The organism is Pseudomonas sp. Teo4, from assembly GCF_034387475.1.
In the GTDB taxonomy this organism is placed as follows: Bacteria; Pseudomonadota; Gammaproteobacteria; order Pseudomonadales; family Pseudomonadaceae; genus Aquipseudomonas.
Map to the genome: position 1 here is coordinate 83,696 of NZ_JAXCIL010000002.1, position 20,740 is coordinate 104,435.

General features: G+C 64.4%; 15 protein-coding genes and 1 pseudogene. 10 read left to right on the forward strand and 6 right to left on the reverse strand.

Annotated features, from left to right (window positions below; genetic code table 11):
* Positions 1-39: 39 nt before the first annotated feature.
* The 7 genes from PspTeo4_RS16765 to PspTeo4_RS16795 all read left to right on the forward strand — a co-directional run bounded on the left by PspTeo4_RS16765 (position 40) and on the right by PspTeo4_RS16795 (position 9,947).
* Positions 40-1,203 carry an efflux RND transporter periplasmic adaptor subunit gene (locus PspTeo4_RS16765; RefSeq protein WP_322364976.1) on the forward strand — a complete coding sequence of 388 codons (1,164 nt, stop codon included), beginning with the start codon at positions 40-42 and terminating at the stop codon, positions 1,201-1,203.
* Complete coding sequence (locus PspTeo4_RS16770; RefSeq protein ID WP_322364978.1) at positions 1,200-4,292, forward strand: multidrug efflux RND transporter permease subunit; 3,093 nt, start codon at positions 1,200-1,202, stop codon at positions 4,290-4,292. Before PspTeo4_RS16765 ends, PspTeo4_RS16770 begins: the two co-directional genes overlap by 4 nt.
* 9 nt (positions 4,293-4,301) lie before the next feature.
* Positions 4,302-4,976, forward strand: a complete 675-nt coding sequence (locus PspTeo4_RS16775) for a heavy metal response regulator transcription factor (RefSeq protein WP_322364980.1) — start codon at positions 4,302-4,304, stop codon at positions 4,974-4,976.
* A complete protein-coding gene (locus tag PspTeo4_RS16780) occupies positions 4,951-6,363 on the forward strand; it encodes a heavy metal sensor histidine kinase (protein WP_322364982.1) in 1,413 nt (470 codons plus the stop codon). Before PspTeo4_RS16775 ends, PspTeo4_RS16780 begins: the two co-directional genes overlap by 26 nt.
* Before the next feature lie 132 nt (positions 6,364-6,495).
* Positions 6,496-6,717, forward strand: coding sequence for a hypothetical protein (locus PspTeo4_RS16785; protein WP_322366879.1), 222 nt, complete (start codon positions 6,496-6,498; stop codon positions 6,715-6,717).
* Between the two features lie 205 nt (positions 6,718-6,922).
* Positions 6,923-8,254, forward strand: a complete 1,332-nt coding sequence (locus PspTeo4_RS16790) for an OprD family porin (protein ID WP_322364985.1) — start codon at positions 6,923-6,925, stop codon at positions 8,252-8,254.
* Between the two features lie 196 nt (positions 8,255-8,450).
* Complete coding sequence (locus PspTeo4_RS16795) at positions 8,451-9,947, forward strand: GGDEF domain-containing protein (protein WP_322364986.1); 1,497 nt, start codon at positions 8,451-8,453, stop codon at positions 9,945-9,947.
* Here PspTeo4_RS16795 and PspTeo4_RS16800 read toward each other — a convergent pair.
* Complete coding sequence (locus tag PspTeo4_RS16800) at positions 9,944-10,420, reverse strand: PA2169 family four-helix-bundle protein (protein WP_322364988.1); 477 nt, start codon at positions 10,418-10,420, stop codon at positions 9,944-9,946. The two genes, PspTeo4_RS16795 and PspTeo4_RS16800, sit on opposite strands and share 4 nt — an antisense overlap.
* Positions 10,421-10,620: 200 nt before the next feature.
* Here PspTeo4_RS16800 and PspTeo4_RS16805 point away from each other — a divergent pair, with 200 nt between their 5' ends.
* On the forward strand, positions 10,621-10,842 hold the full coding sequence (locus PspTeo4_RS16805; protein WP_322364990.1) for a DUF3820 family protein: 222 nt from the start codon (positions 10,621-10,623) through the stop codon (positions 10,840-10,842).
* A gap of 134 nt (positions 10,843-10,976) precedes the next feature.
* Here the strand turns inward: PspTeo4_RS16805 and PspTeo4_RS16810 are convergent, their stop codons facing one another.
* The 3 genes from PspTeo4_RS16810 to ptsP are packed head-to-tail and all read right to left on the reverse strand — an operon-like array spanning position 10,977 to position 16,513.
* The gene (locus PspTeo4_RS16810; protein ID WP_322364992.1) at positions 10,977-12,716 is read right to left on the reverse strand and encodes a PTS fructose-like transporter subunit IIB; all 1,740 of its coding nucleotides are present in this window, start codon (positions 12,714-12,716) and stop codon (positions 10,977-10,979) included.
* Positions 12,713-13,660, reverse strand: coding sequence for a 1-phosphofructokinase (gene pfkB / locus PspTeo4_RS16815; RefSeq protein WP_322364994.1), 948 nt, complete (start codon positions 13,658-13,660; stop codon positions 12,713-12,715). Before pfkB ends, PspTeo4_RS16810 begins: the two co-directional genes overlap by 4 nt.
* Positions 13,661-16,513, reverse strand: a complete 2,853-nt coding sequence (gene ptsP, locus PspTeo4_RS16820) for a phosphoenolpyruvate--protein phosphotransferase (RefSeq protein WP_322364996.1) — start codon at positions 16,511-16,513, stop codon at positions 13,661-13,663.
* A gap of 284 nt (positions 16,514-16,797) precedes the next feature.
* Here ptsP and cra point away from each other — a divergent pair, with 284 nt between their 5' ends.
* The gene (gene cra / locus PspTeo4_RS16825; RefSeq protein ID WP_322364998.1) at positions 16,798-17,793 is read left to right on the forward strand and encodes a catabolite repressor/activator; all 996 of its coding nucleotides are present in this window, start codon (positions 16,798-16,800) and stop codon (positions 17,791-17,793) included.
* Positions 17,794-17,795: 2 nt separating this feature from the next.
* Positions 17,796-18,572, forward strand: coding sequence for a TatD family hydrolase (locus tag PspTeo4_RS16830; RefSeq protein ID WP_322365000.1), 777 nt, complete (start codon positions 17,796-17,798; stop codon positions 18,570-18,572).
* A gap of 117 nt (positions 18,573-18,689) precedes the next feature.
* Here PspTeo4_RS16830 and PspTeo4_RS29985 read toward each other — a convergent pair whose 3' ends face one another.
* Both PspTeo4_RS29985 and PspTeo4_RS29990 read right to left on the reverse strand, forming a co-directional pair.
* Entirely contained in the window at positions 18,690-19,403 is a 714-nt protein-coding gene (locus tag PspTeo4_RS29985; RefSeq protein ID WP_416196981.1) for a methyl-accepting chemotaxis protein, read from the reverse strand.
* Between the two features lie 144 nt (positions 19,404-19,547).
* Positions 19,548-20,669 (reverse strand): annotated as a pseudogene (locus PspTeo4_RS29990) (HAMP domain-containing protein); the annotation flags it as partial.
* Positions 20,670-20,740: the final 71 nt, after the last annotated feature.

The following is a 20,740-nucleotide window of genomic DNA, read 5'->3' on the forward strand; positions in this document are numbered from 1 at the left end:
CCTGCGTTTTCCACCTCTTTGGCCAAGGTGCTTGACCCCATGCGACGCCCGTCCCGCTCCCTCCTTCTTGCCGCTCTGGCGCTCCTGGCGCTGGTAGCGCTGGGCCTGTGGTTCGGCCAACAACAGCAAGCGCCCAGCCCCCGTGCGCAAGCAGCGGTTCCGGTGCGGGTGGTCAGCGTCGTCCAGCAAGACGTGCCGCGTTATGCCAGTGCCATTGGTTCGGTGCTGTCGCTGCACAGTGTCGAGGTCCGGCCCCAGGTGGAGGGTGTGCTGACCCAGGTGTTGGTCAAGGAAGGGCAATGGGTGAAGGAAGGCGACCTGCTGGCCACCCTCGATGACCGGGCGATCCGCGCCAGCCTCGACCAGGCCCGCGCCCAGCTTGGCCAGAGCCAGGCGCAGATCCAGGTGGCCGGCGTCGACCTCAAGCGTTACCGCCTGTTGAGCACCGATGACGGCGTGTCGAAACAGACGCTCGACCAGCAACAGGCGCTGGTCAATCAGTTGCAGGCCACGGTCAGGGGCAACCAGGCGGCCATCGCCAATGCCGAAGTGCAGCTGTCGTACACCCAGATCCGCTCCCCCGTCACCGGCCGTGTGGGTATTCGCAACGTCGACCCTGGCAACCTGGTGCGCACCAGCGACACCCAAGGCTTGTTCAGCGTCACCCAGATCGACCCGATTGCCGTCGAATTCTCCCTGCCACAGCAAATGTTGCCGACCCTGCATGGCTTGCTCAAGGCGCCCACCCCGGCTCTGGTCCAGGCCTACATGGACGCTGACGGTGAACGCAGCCTGCTGGGCGAAGGCCACCTGGCCTTGATCGACAACCAGATTTCCGCCACCACCGGCACAGTGCGGGTCAAAGCCGAGTTCGACAACAAGGATGGCCGCTTGTGGCCCGGCCAATTGGTCACCATTCGCCTGCGCACCGCCGTGGACGAGAACGCCCTGGTGGTGCCGCCAACGGTGGTGCAGCGCGGCGTCGACGGGCATTTCGTTTACCGGCTGGATGGCGACAAGGTCACCAGCGTGCCGGTCAAACTGTTGTACCAGGACAGCGAGTTGAACGTCGTCGCCGGGGTCAAGGCCGGTGAACGCCTGGTGCTCGATGGCCAGTCACGGCTCAAGCCGGGCTCGCGAGTCGAAGTCACCCCTGACGCCCCTGCCCCATCGGAAATGGCCGACCGCAGGAGCCAGCCATGAACACGCGCAATGGCGTCTCGGCCTGGTGCATCGATCACCCCATCGCCACCTTGCTGCTGACCTTCGCCCTGGTGCTGCTGGGCGCCATCGCCTTCCCGCGCTTGCCGGTGGCCCCGCTGCCGGAAGCCGACTTCCCGACCATTCAGGTCACCGCGCAGTTGCCAGGCGCCAGCCCGGAAACCATGGCGTCTTCAGTGGCCACGCCGCTTGAAGTGCAGTTCAGCGCCATTCCCGGCATGACCCAGATGACCAGCAGCAGCGCCCTGGGCTCGACCAACCTGATCCTGCAGTTCACCCTCGACAAGAACATCGACACCGCCGCCCAGGAAGTGCAGGCGGCGATCAATACCGCCACCGCGCGCCTGCCCCAGGACCTGCCCAACCCGCCAACCTGGCGCAAGGTCAACCCGGCCGACAGCCCGGTTCTGGTACTCACCGTCAGCTCCACGCAGATGCCGGGCAACGACCTGAGCGACTATGCCGAAACCCTACTGGCTCGCCAGTTGAGCCAGATCGAGGGCGTGGGCCTGATCAACATCACCGGGCAACTGCGCCCGGCGATTCGGGTCCAGGCGCAGCCGGAAAAACTGGCGGCCATCGGCCTGACCCTCGCCGACCTGCGCCAGGCCATCCAGCAGACCAGCCTTAACCTGGCCAAGGGCGCGCTGTATGGCGAGCACAGCGTGTCGACCATCGCCGCCAATGACCAGCTGTTCCACCCCGAGGACTATGCCAGGCTGATCGTCTCCTACCGCGACGGCGCGCCCGTGCACCTGCAGGATGTGGCGAAGGTGATCTACGGCGCCGAAAACGCCTACGTCAAAGCCTGGTCCGGCGAACAGCCGGGGCTGAACCTGGTGGTATTCCGCCAGCCCGGCGCCAACATCGTCGACACCGTCGACCGGGTGCTCGATGCCCTGCCCAAGCTGCAGGAGATGTTGCCCGCGTCGGTCGAGGTCTCGGTACTGCAGGACCGCACCCAGACCATCCGCGCCTCGCTGCACGAGGTGGAACTGACCCTGATGATTGCCGTGGCCCTGGTGATCGGGGTGATGGCGCTGTTCCTGCGCCAGTGGTCGGCGACCCTGGTGGTGTCGAGCGTGTTGGGGGTATCGCTGATCGCCAGCTGTGCGCTGATGTACGTGTTCGGCTTCAGCCTGAACAACCTGACGCTTGTGGCCATCGTCATTGCCGTCGGTTTCGTGGTGGACGATGCCATCGTCGTGGTGGAGAACATCCACCGGCATCTGGAAGCCGGTGATGACAGCCGCACCGCCGCGCTCAAGGGTGCCGGAGAGATCGGTTTCACCGTGGTCTCGATCAGTTTCTCGTTGATCGCCGCGTTCATTCCGTTGCTGTTCATGGGCGGCGTGGTGGGCCGGCTGTTCAAGGAATTCGCCCTCACCGCCACGGCCACCATCCTGATCTCGGTAGTGGTGTCGCTGACCCTGGCACCGACCCTGTGCGCGCTGTTCATGCGCCGTCCGCCCCGTGAACAGCACGGCGGCTTCGGCGAGCGCCTGGTGCGCTGGTACGAGCGTGGCCTGAACCGTGCCCTGGCCCACCAGCGCCTGACCCTGGGCGTGTTCGGCATCACTCTGGCCCTGGCGGTGGTCGGCTATGTGGCAATCCCCAAAGGCTTCTTCCCATTGCAGGACACCGGTTTCATTCTCGGCACCACCGAGGCGGCGGCGGATGTCTCGTATCCGGCGATGATCGAAAAACACCAGGCCCTGGCCAAGATCATCGAAGCCGACCCGGCTGTGCGCGCCTTCTCCCACGCCGTGGGTGTGACCGGCAGCAACCAGACCATCGCCAACGGCCGCTTCTGGATCGCCCTCAAACCCCGTGGCGAGCGTGACGTTTCCGCCAGCGAGCTGATCGACCGCCTACGCCCCAAGCTGGCCCAGGTGCCGGGCATCGTCCTGTACATGCGTGCAGGGCAGGACATCAACCTCAGCTCCGGCCCTTCCCGCACCCAGTACCAGTACGTGCTCAAGAGCAACGACGGCGTAGCCCTGAACCTGTGGACCCAGCGCCTGACCGAGCGCCTGCGGGAAAACCCGGCATTCCGCGACCTGTCCAACGACCTGCAACTGGGCGCCAGCGTCACCCGCATCGACATCGACCGCCAGGCCGCAGCGCGCTTCGGCCTGACCACCACCGACGTCGACCAGGCGCTGTACGATGCGTTCGGCCAGCGGCAGATCAGCGAGTTCCAGACCGAAACCAACCAGTACAAGGTGATTCTCGAACTGGACGCCCGCCAGCGGGGCAAGGCCGAAAGCCTGAACTACTTCTACCTGCGCTCACCGCTGACCAATGAAATGGTCCCCCTATCGGCACTGACCCACGTCGCCCCGCCCAGCACCGGGCCGCTGTCGATCAGCCACGATGGCCTGTTCCCGGCCGCCAACCTGTCGTTCAACCTGGCGCCTGGCGTGGCCCTGGGCGATGCCGTGCAGATTCTCGACCGCACCCAACGCGAGCTGGGCATGCCCGACTCGATCAGCGGCAACTTCCAGGGTGCGGCCCAGGCCTTCCAGAGCTCTCTGTCGAGCCAACCGTGGCTGATCCTGGCGGCGCTGGTGGCGGTGTACATCATTCTGGGCGTGCTCTACGAGAGCTTCGTCCACCCCTTGACCATCATCTCCACCCTGCCCTCGGCGGGCCTGGGCGCACTGATCCTGCTGTGGGCCATGGGCCAGGACTTCAGCATCATGGGCCTGATCGGCGTGGTCCTGCTGATCGGCATCGTCAAGAAGAACGGCATCCTGCTCATCGACTTCGCCCTGGAAGCCCAACGCCACCACGGCATGACGCCCGAGCAGGCGATACACCAGGCCTGCCTGACGCGCTTCCGGCCAATCATCATGACCACCCTCGCCGCCCTGCTCGGCGCAGTACCGCTGATGTTCGGCTTCGGCACCGGTGCCGAACTGCGCCAGCCGTTGGGTATCGCGGTGGTTGGCGGCCTGCTGGTGAGCCAGGCCCTGACGCTGTTCACCACCCCGGTCATATACTTGGCCCTGGAACGCCTGTTCCATCGCCGCCGGGCCGCTCCGGCGGCCGCGCCAAGTGCCAGTTGAGACAAGACCATGCGTGTGCTGATCATCGAAGACGAAGAAAAAACCGCCGACTACCTGCATCGCGGGCTTAGCGAACAGGGCTTTACCGTGGACCTCGCCCGCGACGGCATCGACGGCCTGCACCTGGCCCTGGAAGGCGATTACGCGGTGATCGTGCTCGATGTGATGCTGCCCGGCCTGGATGGCTACGGCGTGCTGCGCGCGCTGCGTGCGCGCAAGCAGACACCGGTGATCATGCTCACCGCCCGCGAACGGGTCGAAGACCGTATCCACGGCTTGCGCGAAGGGGCCGACGACTACCTGGGCAAGCCATTCTCGTTCCTCGAACTGGTCGCCCGCCTGCAGGCCCTGACCCGCCGCAGCAGCAGCCACGAGCCGCTGCAGATCCAGGTGGCCGACCTGTGGATCGACCTGATGGCGCGCAAGGCCAGCCGCGCCGGGCAACGCCTGGAGCTCACCGCCAAAGAGTTCTCGCTGCTGAGCGTGCTGGCCCGGCGCCAGGGCGAAATCCTGTCCAAGACCGCCATCGCCGAACTGGTCTGGGACATCAATTTCGACAGTGACGCCAACGTGGTCGAAGTGGCTATCAAGCGCCTACGCGCCAAACTGGACGGGCCGTTCGACAACAAGCTGCTGCACACCATTCGAGGCATGGGTTATGTCCTGGAAAACCGTGCGGGCTAACTCCCTGGCGCTGCGGCTGTCGGCGCTGTTCATCCTGGTGGCGCTAGGCGTGTTCCTGCTGATCGGCTCGGCGCTGTACCGCCAGGTGGACCACAGCCTCGACTTGCTACCCGCCGCTGAACTGGACGCGCGCTTCAGCGTGCTCGAGTCCGCCCTCAACCGCTTTGGCACGCCCGAGCACTGGGCGAAGATCACCAACAAGCTCAACTTGCTGAGCGAGGAAGACCGGCGCATTCGCTTCTGGGCAGTGAGCAGCGACCCGGCCTTCGAGTACGGCCAGCCAAGCGAGCTGGTTCGGGCATTTGCAGAGGGCCCGCAAGGCATGCGCGACCTGCGCCTGCCCGACCATGCCTACCCCTACAAAGTGCTGGTCAGCGAACTCCCCGCGCTGGGCGAGCGTCCGCCCCTGCGTTTTCTGATCGGCATCGACACCGAGACATTCTGGCAGGCCCAGCACAGCCTGCTGGTGGCCATCGTCGGCCTGGCGGTGCTCGGCGTGCTGCTGGCCTCGTTGCTGGGTTACTGGGTGGCGCGAGTGGGCTTGCGCCCGCTGCTGGCGTTGTCCAGCGAAGCCCAGGCGCTGGCACCGCCACGGCTGGACGGACGCCTGCAAACCGACAACCTGGCACCTGAGCTGGCGCAGTTCGCCGGCGCCTTCAACGCCGCACTCGACCGGGTCAGCCAGGCCTATTCGAGACTGGAGGCGTTCAACGCCGACGTCGCCCACGAACTGCGCTCGCCACTGACCAATCTGATCGGCCAGACCCAGGTCGCCCTGACCCGCGGCCGTAGCGCCGAGCACTACTTCGAGGTGCTGCAATCGAACCTGGAAGAGCTGGAACGACTGCGCAGCATCATCAACGACATGCTGTTCCTGGCCAGTGCCGACCAGGGCAGCAAGGCCACGGCCCTGACCCAGGCCTCCCTGGCCGAGGAAGTGGCGACCACGCTCGACTACCTGGACTACATCCTCGAAGACGCGCAAGTCAGCGTCACCGTCAGCGGCGACGCCCAGGCCCCCATCGAAAAGGCCCAGCTGCGCCGCGCCTTGATCAACCTGTTGAACAATGCGGTGCAGCACACCGCGCCCAACCAGGTGATTCAGGTTCACATCGATGCCAGCGCCGAACAGGTCAGCATCGCCGTGAGCAACCCCGGCCCGGCCATCGACGACGCACACCTGCCGCTGCTGTTCGAGCGGTTCTACCGGGTGGACGCGGCGCGCAGCAACAGTGGCGGCGGCAACCATGGCCTGGGCCTGGCGATCGTCAAAGCCATTGCCCTGATGCACGGTGGTGAAGTTTTCGTGCACAGCGAAGCCGGCGCCAACACCTTCGGCATTCGCCTTCCAAGCGCTCAACTACGCGGCTTTCAGGCAAAAATCTAAGCCACTTCAGCGGCGATCATTACTTTTTGCGCAACAGTGCTTATCGCACTTGATGCTGTTTCCGGGGCGCTTAAGCGACTAACTTTAGCCCTGTCCAAATCAGCACTTGCCAAGCAAGAAGGTAGTTTCAAAATGTCCAACAGTATGGGTATTGCCAGCGTCTTCGTCCTGTCTTCCCTGTTGTTGTCGCCCCTGGCCATGGCCGAAGAATCCCAGGCTTTTGTCACCCGTAACGCAGAACTTGCCGCCGTTCACCAAGACGCCCGCGAAATCGTCGCGCAAAAGGCAGACTCTGTGAAAGACGCCAAACAGACAGCTTCCAAAGCTGCTGCAGACGTCAATGCCGACAGCTGATCACTCGCTGTTGCTGCTCCAGTTTTCCCTTGGCTACGCCATGGGCACTTCCCGTGCCGGTATGTTAGCCTTTTAAAGCCGCTGCTTGTTCAGCGGCTTTTTTTATGTGCGTTAACAATCAGCGCGGCCGAAGCGTCACTAATAAGAAAGTTGCACATTCAAAAATAAAAACTGCCCCACCGATAGACCAAAGGAGCTCATACCGGTGCTTACCGCGTATCGTTTTACCCCACTGTTCGTTGCATTGGCCGCAACGATGCCCTTCGCCGCCCAGGCAGATGAAAAACAGGCTGAAGGTTTCATCGAAGGTTCTTCCCTGAACCTGCATTTTCGAAATGCCTACTTCAACCGCGACAATCACCTGCCCGGCGTGCGTGACACGCGCGAATGGGGCCAGGGCGCCGTCGCCCGCTTCGAGTCCGGCTACACGCCGGGCGTAGTCGGTTTCGGCCTCGATGCCCACGCCATGCTGGGCCTGAAGCTCGACGGTGGTGGCGGCCATGCCGGCACCAGCATTCTGCCCACGCACTTCAAGAACGAAGACGAACTGGGCGCCGCCCCGCATTCGTTCTCGACCGCTGGCGCGACCGTCAAGCTCAAAGCCTTCGACACCGAGCTCAAGGCCGGTGACCTGTTCCTCACCAACCCGGTGATCGCTGGCGGCGAAACCCGCATGCTGCCGCAAACCTTCCGCGGCGTGCACCTGACCAACAACAGCATCGATGGTCTGATGCTCGAAGGCGGCCAGGCGAGCTTCACCAAGCCGTACAACCAGAGCGGCCACCGCCGCATCGACACCTACTACGGCAAACTGGGTGACGAAGACAGCAAGCACCTGAACTGGGCAGGCGCGTCCTGGACTGGCACCGAGAACATCACAGCCAACCTTTATGCCGCCGAGTTGAAGGACATCTGGAACCAGTACTACGCCGACTTCGACTACACCTATGTGGTCAACGACCTGGTCAGCCTGAACCCGGGCGTGCACTTCTACCACACCCAGGACACCGGCGAGGCACTGCTGGGCAAGATCGACAACAACACCTACAGCGTGCACTTCACCGTCAACGCCGGGTTCCACAGCGTCACCGCCGCCTACCAGCGGGTCAACGGCAACACGCCGTTCGACTACATCAACCTGGGTGACAGCATCTACCTGGACAACTCGCGGATGTATTCGGACTTCAACGCCCCCAACGAGAAGTCCTGGAAGCTGCAGTACAACTACGACTTCGCAGGCATGGGTGTTCCGGGCCTGACCTCGTCCCTGTCGTACTCGCGCGGTGAGGCGGACCTGACCAAGGCGGACAAGGACGTGACCCACTACGACTACTACCGTGCCGAAGGCAAGAACGCCATGCACTGGGAACGCGACCTGGACGTGAAGTACGTGTTCCAGGAAGGCAACCTGAAGGACTTGTCGGTGCTGCTGCGCTACGCCACCCACCGCGGTAGCCAGGGCTATGCATCCATCGACGGCAACAGTGACAACGATGAAGTGCGGGTGATCGTCGATTACCCGGTGAACATTTTCTAATTCACTGCTTGGGGCCGCTGTGCGGCCCATTCGCAGGCTTCGCCAGCTCCCACCGCACCCAGTGCGGCTGTTGAAGCCTGCGGCTGTGCAAAGCAGCCCCCATACGTATTTCCGTCGGACAAATCTTGTCCGACAATCCGCGCTTCCCTAGAATGTCGCCCGCCGCGTAATGGCCCCTGCCTCAGCAGTAGCGAGCATGCTCACTCGATCCCCGCGTATCGCACTCTACAGGTCGCACCCCGAACTGATCCTCAACCTGGGCAGTTGCCTTGCCGTGCTCGCTATCGTGGCCATCGTCAGCTACCTGCTCGCACGTGAACGAGACAGCGTCGAACTGTCAGCGATACGCTCGTCCAACAACATCGTCCAGCTCATCGAAAGCGACATCCTGCGCAACGCCGAGCTTTACGACCAGTCCTTGCAAGGCCTGATCTGGGCGGTAGGCCGCCAAGAGTTACCGGAAATACCCGGCACGCTGCGCCAGCGTCTGCTGTTCAATGAAGCCTTCGTCGACCGCAAGCGCGGCGATGTGCTTTGGCTCGACAAGCAAGGCGATGTGGTTGGCGATTCCACCAGTATCGTGCCGCGCAAGGCCAACTTCGGCGAAACCGGCGTGTTCCAGGCGCATCTGCACAACCCCAATCTGGGGCTGATGGTCGGCCCGCCCTTCAAAGCCAAACTTGGCGACCTGGACTGGTGCATCAGCTTCAGCAGGCGCATTCCAGGCCCTGACGGCGAGTTCGCCGGGGTAGCGGCTGGCGCACTGCGTCTGTCGTACTTCAGCGAACTGTTCGAGCGTCTGGATATCGGCGATGACAGCAGCATCAACCTGCTCAACACCAATGGGCAGCTATTGGCCCGCCAACCGACACGCCCGCAGGACCCGATGATCGGGACCAACTTCAGCGACCGCCCCAACTTCAAGCGCATTCTCAGCGAGCGCAGCGGCAGCTTCACCGCCCGCTCCAGCCTCACCGGCGACCCGCGCATGTACACCTTCGCCCGGGTCGCCGAACTGCCACTCATCGTACTGGTGGTGCACTCGGCCGGCGAAGTGTTCCAGTCATGGCAGCGCACGGCGATTCTGGTCAGTGGTGCCACTGGCGTGCTGTGCGTTGGCATTCTTTGGCTGACCTTGCTGCTAGGCCGTGAGCTGCGTCGACGTCATGAAGCCGAACAAGGCCTGGCGACACTGGCCGCCACCGACAGCCTGACAGGGCTGGCCAACCGTCGCCGGCTGGACCAGGTATTGCGACTGGAATGGGCACGCGCCCAGCGTAACCGCCAGCCATTGGCGGTACTGATGGTGGATGTGGACCATTTCAAAGCCTTCAACCAGCGCCACGGCCACGCTGGCGGCGACCATGCCTTGCGGGAAGTGGCCAGGACCCTCGAACAGTGCATCAGGCGCCCGGCGGACCTTGCGGCGCGCTATGGTGGGGAGGAGTTTCAGGTGGTGCTGCCGGAGACCGACCTGGCCGGTGCCAGGCTTCTGGCCGAGCGCATTCGCTCGGCCGTGCAAGCGCTGGCGCCCTTCGCCGACGACGCCCACTCCGTGACGGTGAGCATCGGCATTGGCCTGTTTCTGCCCGGCACCCAGCACGACCTGGCAAGGGTACTGGGTGCTGCGGACGAGGCGCTGTACCGGGCCAAGGCCAATGGCCGCAACCGGGTCGAAGCGCCTGCAGATTAGGAGCGTGCGCGGGCGGCGTCGCGTAGCGCCTTCACCTGATCATGGTTGCGCTGCACCCCTTGCAGCTGTTTTTCCACGATCATGTAGGACGGGTCGGTAATCCCGCGGCCCAGCCTCACCAATTTTTCGCGGGCTTCCTTGTAGGCTTTCAGGGCGTGGTCTTCACCCCGTTCCACTTCATTGAGCACCGCTTCTTCGTCCTTGCCAGTGACCATCGACTTGAGGTTGACCCAGCCACGGTGCAGGTCGCCACTGATACTGGTGGAGGTTTCCGGGTCGCCACCCAGGCGGCGCACATCGTTCTGCAATTCGGCAGCGGCAGAGGCGCACTCGCCGGCCCGCTGAACGAAGAAGGCTTTGAGCTGAGTATTCTTCACATCCTCGGCCGACGCCTTGAAACCCTTCTCGCCGTCCTTGCTGTACTCGATGAGGTCGTTGAGTACGTTGATCACGTCTTTATTGGGGTTGCTCATGGCATGAACTCCTTGGCAGGTGGTAGTCCTGTGGACAGGAGCAGCCTTCATGCCAAGCTCTCACGAACAATTAACACGTTTAAAATCAATAATTTACGATAAACGCCATTCTGCCTTGCAGCGGCGTTCTGCATGATTGCCGCTTGGGCACTCGTGCAGATTGCAGTATGGTCGACGCCTTTACTCAGCCAGGTGCGCCAATGAAACCGGAAACCCTTGAACTACTGGTCACCCGCACCATGCCCTTCGGCAAATACCAAGGTCGGATCATCGCTGACCTGCCGGGGGACTACCTGGCCTGGTTCGCTCGCAAGGGCTTTCCGGCCGGGGAGTTGGGCGGTTTGCTGGCGTTGATGCACGAGATCGATCACAACGGGTTGATGGACTTGCTGGTGCCCTTGCGGCAGAAACATCGGCGGTGAAACTCCCACATGAGAGTTGATAGTACCGGCCTAATCGCCGGCAAGCCGGCTCCCACAGGACCGCGTCGACCTCAAGATCACCGTAGTACCTGTGGGAGCCGGCTTGCCGGCGATTAGGCCCTGCAGACCACTGCCTACCCTTTGACAGGCGCCACCGCCAACTCCACCCGCTCACTCTTCTTGATCACGGCATACACCACCGCCGTCAGCAGGCTACCCGCCACGATCGCAAGCAAATACAGCAACGCATGGTTGATCGCATTAGGGATCAGCAGCACGAACAGCCCACCATGCGGCGCCATCAACTTGCAGCCAAAATACATCGACAACGCCCCAGTCAGCGCGCCGCCGGCAACACTCGCCGGAATCACCCGCAGCGGGTCCTTGGCCGCGAATGGAATCGCCCCTTCGGAGATGAAGCAAAGCCCCAGCGCCAGTGCGGCCTTGCCCGCTTCACGCTCGCTCTGGGCAAACTTGCGCCGCGCCAGAAAGCTGGCGATCCCCAGGCCAATCGGTGGCACCATGCCGGCCGCCATGGTCGCGGCCATCGGTGCGTAACTGGACGATGCCAGCAGCCCGACCGAGAAGGCATAGGCCGCTTTGTTGATCGGGCCGCCGAGGTCCACGCACATCATGCCGCCTAGCAACAGGCCGAGCAGAATGGCGTTGGTGGTGCCCATGCTGTCGAGGAAGTGGGTCAGCCCTTCGAGCATGGCCGCCACCGGCTGGCCGACCACGTAGATCATCACCAGCCCGGTGAACAGGCTGGCCAGCAGCGGAATGATCAGAATCGGCTTGAGCGCTTCCAGGCTGCTCGGTAGGCGCGCCCAACGGGCAATGGCCTTGGCACTGTAACCGGCGAGAAACCCGGCGACGATGCCGCCGATGAACCCGGCACCCAGGGTACTCGCCAGCAGCCCACCGATCATGCCGGGGGCCAACCCCGGGCGGTCGGCAATCGACCAGGCGATGTAACCCGCCAGCAACGGCACCATCAGCTTGAACGCAGCTTCACCACCGATCTGCATCAATGCCGCAGGCAGAGTGCCTGGTTCTTTGTAGGCCTCGATACCGAAGACGAACGACAGGGCAATCAACAAACCGCCGGCCACCACCATCGGCAGCATGAACGACACCCCGGTCAGCAGGTGCTTGTAGACCCCCGTCTTCTCAGACTTGCCGGCACTCGGTGCGCCAGCAGTATCCCCGGCGGCTTCCACCTTGCCTTCGGCCAGGGCCTTGTCCAGCGTGGCCCGGGCCTGCTTCAGGGCGATACCGGTGCCACAGCGGTAGATGCGCTTGCCAGCGAAGCGTGCCGTTGGCACTTCAATGTCAGCGGCCAGCAACACCACATCGGCCTCGGCAATGGCCTCGGCGGGCAGCGGATTGCGCGCACCCACCGAGCCCTGGGTCTCTACGGTCAGCCGGTACCCCAGTTGCTGGGCCGCCTGCTGCAAGGCTTCGGCGGCCATGAAGGTATGCGCCACCCCTGTCGGGCAGGCAGTGACCGCCACGATACGAAGGGCGGCACTGGTAGCCGGTGCAGGGCTGGGGGCTGATTCTGCCAGCAGCTGCGCGTTGGCCGCCGCCTCATCGAGGAACCCCTCACGGTCGGCCAATGCCTGGGACGGGGTGCTCTGGTACAGGCGCTTGCCGACAAAACGCGACAGATCCACAGGGCCGGTGCTGACCACCAGCACCCAGTCGGCTTCGGCGATCTGCGCGGGTGTCAGTCGTCGCTCGGGGTGTTCGCTGTCCTGCACTTCGACACTGGTGCTCCAGCCCCGGCGCTGGGCCGCCGCGGCCAGCAGGCGTGCACTCAGCACGCTGGACACCTGCCCGTTGGGGCAAGCGGTGACAATGGCAATGTTCATCGGCAACCCTCTTGTTGTTCTGTCAGTTGCACACCGGCTTCCAGGCGAGCCAGTTGCTCGCGGTCACGGATGCCGAAGCCGACCTGGGTGACTGCCTGGGCGGCGATGGCGGTGGCCCGACGCAAGGTATCGCTGGGCGCCTCGTCCAGCAGCAGGCCATGAACCATGCCGGCCACCAGCGAATCGCCCGCGCCGACCGTGCTGGCGACCCGCACTTTGGGCGGGCGGGCATGCACCGTGAGGTTATCGGCGAACCAAGTGACCCCTTGCGCCCCGTCGGACACCACCACATGCTTGACCCCATCGGCCAGCAGGCGCTGGGCCGCGGTGTGTTGTTCCGCCGCGCTGCCCACGCTCAGGCCAAGCACCTCGCCAAGTTCCTCAGTGTTGGGTTTGACCAGCCAAGGCGCGCTTTGCAGGCCGGCGCGCAGGGCTTCGCCACTGCTGTCCAGAGCGACCTTCAGGCCAAGGCCCTTCAAGCACACGAGTAACTCGCGCAACCACTCGGGGCTGACCCCTCGTGGCAGGCTCCCTGCCACCACCACTGCGTCGTGCCCGGGCGCTACCTGTTCCAGGCGCCGCAACAGCGCCAGCTGAGCGGCGGCGTCGACTTCCGGCCCCTGGCCGTTTATATCGGTGACCCGGCCATCGGCTTCGACCAGCTTGATGTTGCTACGGGTTTCACCGGGCACGCGCACGAAGCAATCGGCAAAGCCACGCCACTCGATCAGGGCTTCGAACGGCTGCAGGTTGTCGCGGCCCAGGAAGCCGCCGACCGTGACGCTGTGGCCAAGGTCGGCCAGTACCTGGGCAACGTTCAGGCCTTTGCCGGCAGCATGGCTCTGCTGGGCCTGGCTACGGTTGACGTGGCCTGGGCGCAGGGCGTCGAGGCTGACCGTGATGTCCAGTGCCGGGTTCAGGGTCAGGGTGAGGATCTTGGCCATTCAGTAACGCTCCACCAGCGCGCGAACCGCCGCGGCGCTGTCTTGTTGCAGGGCCTCGCGCGCCAGGGCGCGGGCCGTCTGGTAATCAGCCTGGCGAACCAGGGCTTTGACTTCGGCAATGCTGCGGGCGGCGACGCTCAGCTCATCGACGTCCAGGCCGAGCAGCACGGCTACCGCCTGCGGGTCGGCGGCCAGTTCGCCGCACACGCCCACCCACTTGCCTTCGGCATGGGCGGCGCGCACGGTCATGTCGATCAGGCTCAGCACCGCCGGGTGCAGGCCGTCGGCCTGGGCCGAAAGGCTTGGGTGACCACGGTCGATGGCCAGGGTGTACTGGGTCAGGTCGTTGGTGCCGATGCTGAAGAAATCCACTTCGCGGGCCAGCTGTGCTGCCAGCAACGCCGCCGAGGGTACCTCGACCATGATCCCGACCTGCAGGTCTGCCACCGGAATCTCTTCGCGCAGTCGCTCGACCATGGCCCGGGCTTCTCGCCATTCGTGAATCTGGCCGACCATCGGGAACATGATGCGCAATGGCCGCTGATCAGCCGCGCGCAACAGGGCGCGCAACTGCTCTTCCATGATCTGCGGTCGTTGCAGGGTCAGGCGTACGCCGCGCACGCCGAGGAAGGGGTTCTCCTCGGCTGCGATTGGCCAGTAAGACAATGGCTTGTCGCCGCCCACATCAAGGGTGCGCACCACCAGTGGCCGGCCCTGCAGGCCGTCGAGCACGCGGCGGTACTCGGCTTCCTGGGTAGCCACATCCGGTGCTTGCGGGTGGGCCATGAAGATCAGTTCGGTGCGCAGCAGGCCGACACCTTCGGCGCCCTGCTCCACCACTTTGGCGATGCCGGTGCTTTCACCGATGTTGGCGAACACCTCGACGGCATGGCCGTCGCGGGTAACGGCCGGCTCATGCCGATTGGCCCACGCCGCCTGCAAACGCTGCTCGCGCAGGTCGCGCTCGGCCAAGGCCCGTTGCAGCTCGTCGGCGGGCGGTGCGACGCTGACCTGGCCGCGCTGGCCATCGAGCAGCAACGCCGTGCCGGGTTCAATCAACAGGACCGCCTCCCCCGCACCCACCACTGCCGGGATGCCTAGGGCACGGGCGACAATGGCGCTGTGAGCGGTGGCGCCGCCGTGGGCGGTGACAATGCCGGCGACACGGGCCGGATCCAGACGGGCGACGTCGGACGGGCCAACTTCGGCCATCACCAGCACATAAGGTTGCGCAGGCGCCACCTGGGCCTGCACGCCGCACAACTGCGCCAGCACCCGACGACCAATATCGCGAAGGTCAGCGGCGCGCTCGGCAAGCAGAGCGTCGTGCAGTGCTTCCTGCTGGCGAGCGGCAGCGTCGATCACCGCCATCCACGCCGCAGCAGCGCTCTCGCCCTGGGCCAGACGCAGCTCGACTTCATCGGTCAGCGCCGGGTCGGCAAGCATCTCCTGATGGGTGACGAAAATCTCGCCAATGGCCTTTTCGCTTCGCTGCACCAACGCCTGAAGTTCACCATTCACCGCCTCCAGCGCTTGGCGCAGCTTTAGCCGCTCCTGGGCGGGTGACTCACCGCGCAAGGGGTAGTCGATGTCACGCTCGACGCACACATGGGCAGGCCCAGAGGCGATACCCGGCGCGGCACCTACGCCCTGGATGCGGCTGCCGGCCACCGGTGCACGCAGCGCTTCGCCTGCCGGGGCGAGCTCTGGCACGACGCTCTTGGGCAGAGGTTCCACCTCCTCGCCAAGGCCTTGCTCGATGGCGGCCAGCAGCACCGGCAGCGCATCGCCGGCAATGCCAGGCTCGGCGATCAGCTCAAGCGTCTGACCGCGCCGGGCGCCGAGGCTGAGCAGCTTGCTCAAGCTCTTGACCGACACCGCCGGCTGCGCGCTGTCCAGCACACGTAACTTGATCTCGCCGTCGAAGCCCTTCGCCAACTGCGCCAGCTCTTTGGCCGGGCGAGCATGCAGGCCATGGGGGTTGGCCAGCACAACCCGCACGCTGGGCCAGTCGGCCGGCGCTTCGCCGCCCAGCACCTCAAGCACTGCGCGGCTGCTGGTGGCCTGATAAAGCATCTGCCCACGGCCTTCGATCAGCACCTCGCACAGGCGTTCGAGTAACGCCTGATGGGCGGCACCAAGGCTGGCCAGGCAGAACAGGCCGTTGAGTGGTTGCTCACGGTAACGCAGCGGCTGCTGCGGGGTGATGAAGGCCAAGCCAGGCTGAAGCACCTGACGCTCGCTGTGCAGCCACCACAGCCCCTCGCCCAATGGCAGCGGCTCGGCCTGTTGCAGCACGGCGGCAAAGCCGCTATCGACACAACCGGCACGCTGCAGCAGACGCGCCCCGCGCCAGGCCAGCTCGTCGAAGTCTTCGGCCGGAAGGTTCAGACCGACCAGTTGCGCGTCCAACGCCAGGGCCTGCGGAGCACCCTGCAGCAATTTGAGCAGCGCTTCGGCAGAGCTGGCGCGGCGCAGCGCCTCGGCCAGGTCGGTTTCGCCCAAGGCACGGGTCAGCAGTTGCAGCAGGCGCAAGTGTTCGTCGGAACGGGCAGCGATACCGATGGCCAGGTAGACCATTTGCCCATCCCCCCAGTCCACACCCTCGGGAAACTGCAGCAGGCGCACGCCCGTCGCAAACACCAGGTCGCGGGTCTGCGGCGTGCCGTGGGGAATGGCGATGCCCTGGCCAAGGAAGGTTGAACCCTGCGCCTCGCGGGCCTGGAGGCCATCCAGATACCCTTCGGCGACCAAGCCGTCAGCGACCAACCGATCTGCCAGCAGGCGCAAGGCCTGGGCCTTGTCGGCGGCCGTCTGGCCCATGGCTATCTGCTCCTTGGCGAGCTCGAGCATGACCTTCTCCTTTTGCAGTTCCCAGGTGGGTACTGAGGTATTGTTGTGAAATTCACGAAAACGACCAGTGTTACAGTCGAACGCAGGCAGTGACCACGGCAGAAAATTTGCCTGCTGAAACGATTAATCTGACCAGACGGCCACGTTACTCGATAATCTGCCGAGGAAAAAGCCCCATCCTGTCGGACAATTGCGACAATGGTCGTCTGCGCACGATGCCTGCCCTGGGTCAAACTACCCGGTCTGGCTTCGCAGCCAGCCCCGGTAATAACAAGGAAAATTCGGTGAAACTCAGCGATATCGCCCGTCTGGCCGGTGTGTCCGTGACCACTGCCAGTTACGTCATCAACGGCAAGGCCGAACAGCAGCGCATCAGTAACGCCACTGTCGAGCGGGTACGTGCGGTGGTCGAGGCTCACGGCTTCACCCCCAACCCCCAGGCTGCCGGCTTGCGCAGCCGCCATACCCGTACGCTTGGCTTCATTCTCCCGGATCTGGAAAACCCCAGCTATGCCCGGATCGCCAAGCAACTGGAACAAGGCGCGCGTGCCCGTGGCTACCAGCTGCTGATCGCCAGCAGCGACGACCAACCCGACAGCGAACGCCAATTGCAGCAACTGTTCCGTGCCCGCCGCTGTGATGCCTTGTTCGTCGCCAGCTGCCTGGAGCCACAAGATGACAGCTACCGCGAACTGATGGACAAAGGCCTGCCGGTGATCGCCATCGACCGGCGCCTTGACCCGGCCCACTTCTGCTCGGTCATCAGCGACGACCGCGACGCCAGCCGCCAGTTGGCCGAAAGCCTGCTGGCAACCCAGCCACGCAGCATTGCCCTGATCGGTGCGCGCCCCGAACTGTCGGTCAGCCAGGCCCGCGCTGGCGGTTTCGACGAAGCCCTGCAAGGTTTTGCCGGTGACATCCGCCGTTACCAGGGTGAAGGCTTCAGCCGTGAATGCGGCCAGCGCCTGATGCAACAACTGATCGACGAATTGGGCGGCCTGCCCGATGCGCTGGTGACCACTTCCTATGTGTTGCTGCAAGGCGTGTTCGACACCCTGCAAGCGCGCCCTGCCGATTCGCGCCAGCTTCAGCTGGGCACCTTCGGTGACAACCAGTTGCTCGACTTCCTGCCGCTGCCGGTCAACGCCATGGCCCAGCAGCACGGTTTGATTGCCGCCACCGCGCTGGAGCTGGCCTTGGCCGCCATCGAGGACAAGCGCTACGAGCCGGGTGTGCACGCCATCGGCCGCACCTTCAAGCAACGCATCACGGCCGCCTGAGCATGCGCCTGATCGACACTCACACCCACCTGGATTTCCCCGACTTCGACGCCGACCGCCCGCGCCTGCTGGCCGATGCGGCGGCACGCGGTGTGGAGCGGATGGTGGTACTGGGGGTGTATCAGGCCAATTTCCAGCGGGTGTGGGACCTGGTCTGCGGCGATCAGCGTTTGTACGCGGCCCTCGGCCTGCACCCGATCTACCTGGACCAGCATCGTCCGGAACATCTGACGCAGTTGCGCGACTGGCTGGAGCGCCTGCGCGGTGACCCTCGGTTGTGCGCGGTTGGCGAGTTCGGCCTGGATTACTACCTGGAGGCACTGGACAAGGACCGCCAGCAGACACTGTTCGAGGCCCAGTTGCAGCTGGCCTGCGACTTTGAACTGCCGGCCCTGCTGCACGTGCGCCGCAGCCATGCCCAGGTGATTGCCACGCTCAAGCGCTACAAGCCGGCGCGGGCCGGCATCATTCATGCGTTCGCGGGTAGCTACGAGGAAGCCCGCGAATACATCAAGCTGGGCTTCAAGTTGGGATTGGGCGGCGCGGGTACCTGGCCTCAGGCTTTGAGGCTGCGCAAGACGCTGCCGCGCTTGCCGCTGGAGAGCATCGTGCTGGAGACCGACTCACCCGACATGGCGCCGGTGATGTTCGCCGGGGAGCGCAACAGCCCCGAGCATTTGCCGGAAATCGCTGGGGCACTGGCTGAGTTGATGGGTATCGATATGCAACTGCTGGCAGAGACCAGCACCCGCAATGCGTGTGAGTTGTTTGGTTGGTAGTAACGGCCTTATCGCCGGCAAGCTGGCTCCCACAGACTTCGCACCGTACTTGAGGACAGCGGGGAACCTGTGGGAGCGGCCTTGCCCGCGAAAGGGCCGGTGCTGACCAACACCGACCTACACCCGAAACGCCCCGATCAGACGCTTCAACTCGACCACCTGCGCCGACAACGCCCGGCTGGCATCTTCGGTCTGGCAGGCGCCCTGGGTGGTGTCCTGCGCGGCCCGGTTGATCGCCACGATGTTCTGGTCGATGTCATGGGCCACCGCCGTCTGCTGCTCGACGGCGGCAGCGATTTGCTGGTTCTGTTCGACGATCCCACTAACCGCCCCCAGAATATTGCCCAGCGCCTGCTGCACCTGACGCGCCTCATCCACCGTACCTGACGCCATCTGGTGGCTGCTGCCCATCGCCTGAACTGCCGCCGCCACCCCGGCCTGCAAGCGCTGGATCATCAGTGCGATCTCTTCGGTGGAGTCCTGGGTACGCCGGGCCAATGTGCGCACTTCGTCGGCGACCACGGCAAAGCCCCGGCCCTGCTCGCCCGCCCGGGCCGCCTCGATGGCAGCATTGAGCGCCAGCAGGTTGGTCTGCTCGGCAATACTGCGAATCACCTCCAGTACCCGGCCAATCGCCTGGCTGTCACCGGCCAGCTGGTTGATTGCCGTCACCGTCTCGTCGATTTCCGCCGCCAGGCGGCCGATGCTGCCTTGCTGGTGCTCTACCAGGCCACGGCCATTGGCACTCTCGCGATTGACCTGCTGCGCGCCCTCGGCGGCCAGCGCCGCACTGCGTGCCACTTCCAAGGCGGTGGCGCTCATCTGGTTCATGGCCGTGGCCACCTGCTCGATTTGTTCACGCTGGCCGCTGACCGCCTGATTGCTGCGTGCCGACACTGCCAGTACCTGGCCCGCCTGTTCCTCGACCGTCGCCACGGTACGGCCCACCTGGTCGATCAACCCCCGAATGCGCCTGACGGTTTCACTGAAGCCCTGGCCTAGTTCACCCAGTTCGTCGCGGCTATGGGCCTGGAAGCTGACCGTCATGTCGCCGCCTGCGACCTTGTCCATGGCACTGCCCAGCTTGCGCAAGGTGGCCCGGGTCGACACGTAGAAACCGCCGTAGAGGTAGAGAATCAGCGCAAAGACACCCGCCAACACACTGATCAAACCGACCATGCGCAAGCGCTGTTCGCTCAAGCGCTCCTGCAACTGCCCTTGCAGTTGGGCAAGAATGGCGTCGTTGAGCCGGTAGGTCTGGCCAATCAGTTCGGTAACCTGCTGATAGAACGCTGCCCAAGGCGCATCCAGGGTTTCAGCCACCACCACCCGTTCCTCGAACAACGCAGCCGCCTGCCTGACCGTGGCCTGGCTGGCTTCGGCCACCCCCGCCAAACCTGCCTTTGCCGCTGGGTCGCTGGCCATGGCATCGTCCAGGCGAATGGCATAGTCGGCCGCCAGGCGCTCCAGGCGCTGCAGCAGGTCTTCGAACCGGGCGCTACCGGCAGAGTCGATGAAGCCACGCCCCAGCGCCACCGCCCCCATCGCCCGGCCTTCGCCCAGGGTCTGGGTGACCTGGGCCGTGGCCGTGCCCACCAGTTCACTCAACTGACGTACCGCAGCCTGGTCGTCCTGGCCAAGCCCGGACTGGTTGACCTGCAGTTTGCTCAGCACCTGGGCTTGGGTCAGCAGCTTGTCGAACAGCGCGGCCTTGTTCTGCAACGAAGACTCAACGCGGGCCTGGGCGAACGCCTCCGCCAGGTCTGCGCGCTTGGCTTCCAGTAGCGGGTCCTGGCCCTGCAAGGCGAGCAACTGCGCCTGGACCTTGTCTTGCAACGCAGCGATGCGCGATTCGATATCACCGGCCTGCCCCGACTGGCCAAGCACGGCGTTGATCTGCAGCAGGTTGCCCAGGGTTTCCAGGTCGCCACGCAGCGTCAAGCTGCCGGCCAGCGGAGCAATGCCCTCAAGCTCGGCGCGAGTGGCTTGGAACTGCTGGTAGGCGTCACGGACCAGATAGAAACTGGTCACCAGCATGGGCAGGAAGAACAGGACACTGATGAGGCTGAACTTCTGGCCGAAGCTCAGGCGATTCATCAATGCGATGGCCGGATAGAGCAGACGCTTCACAGGTCACCTCCATGGATTCTTATTGTTCTGCGAGATAG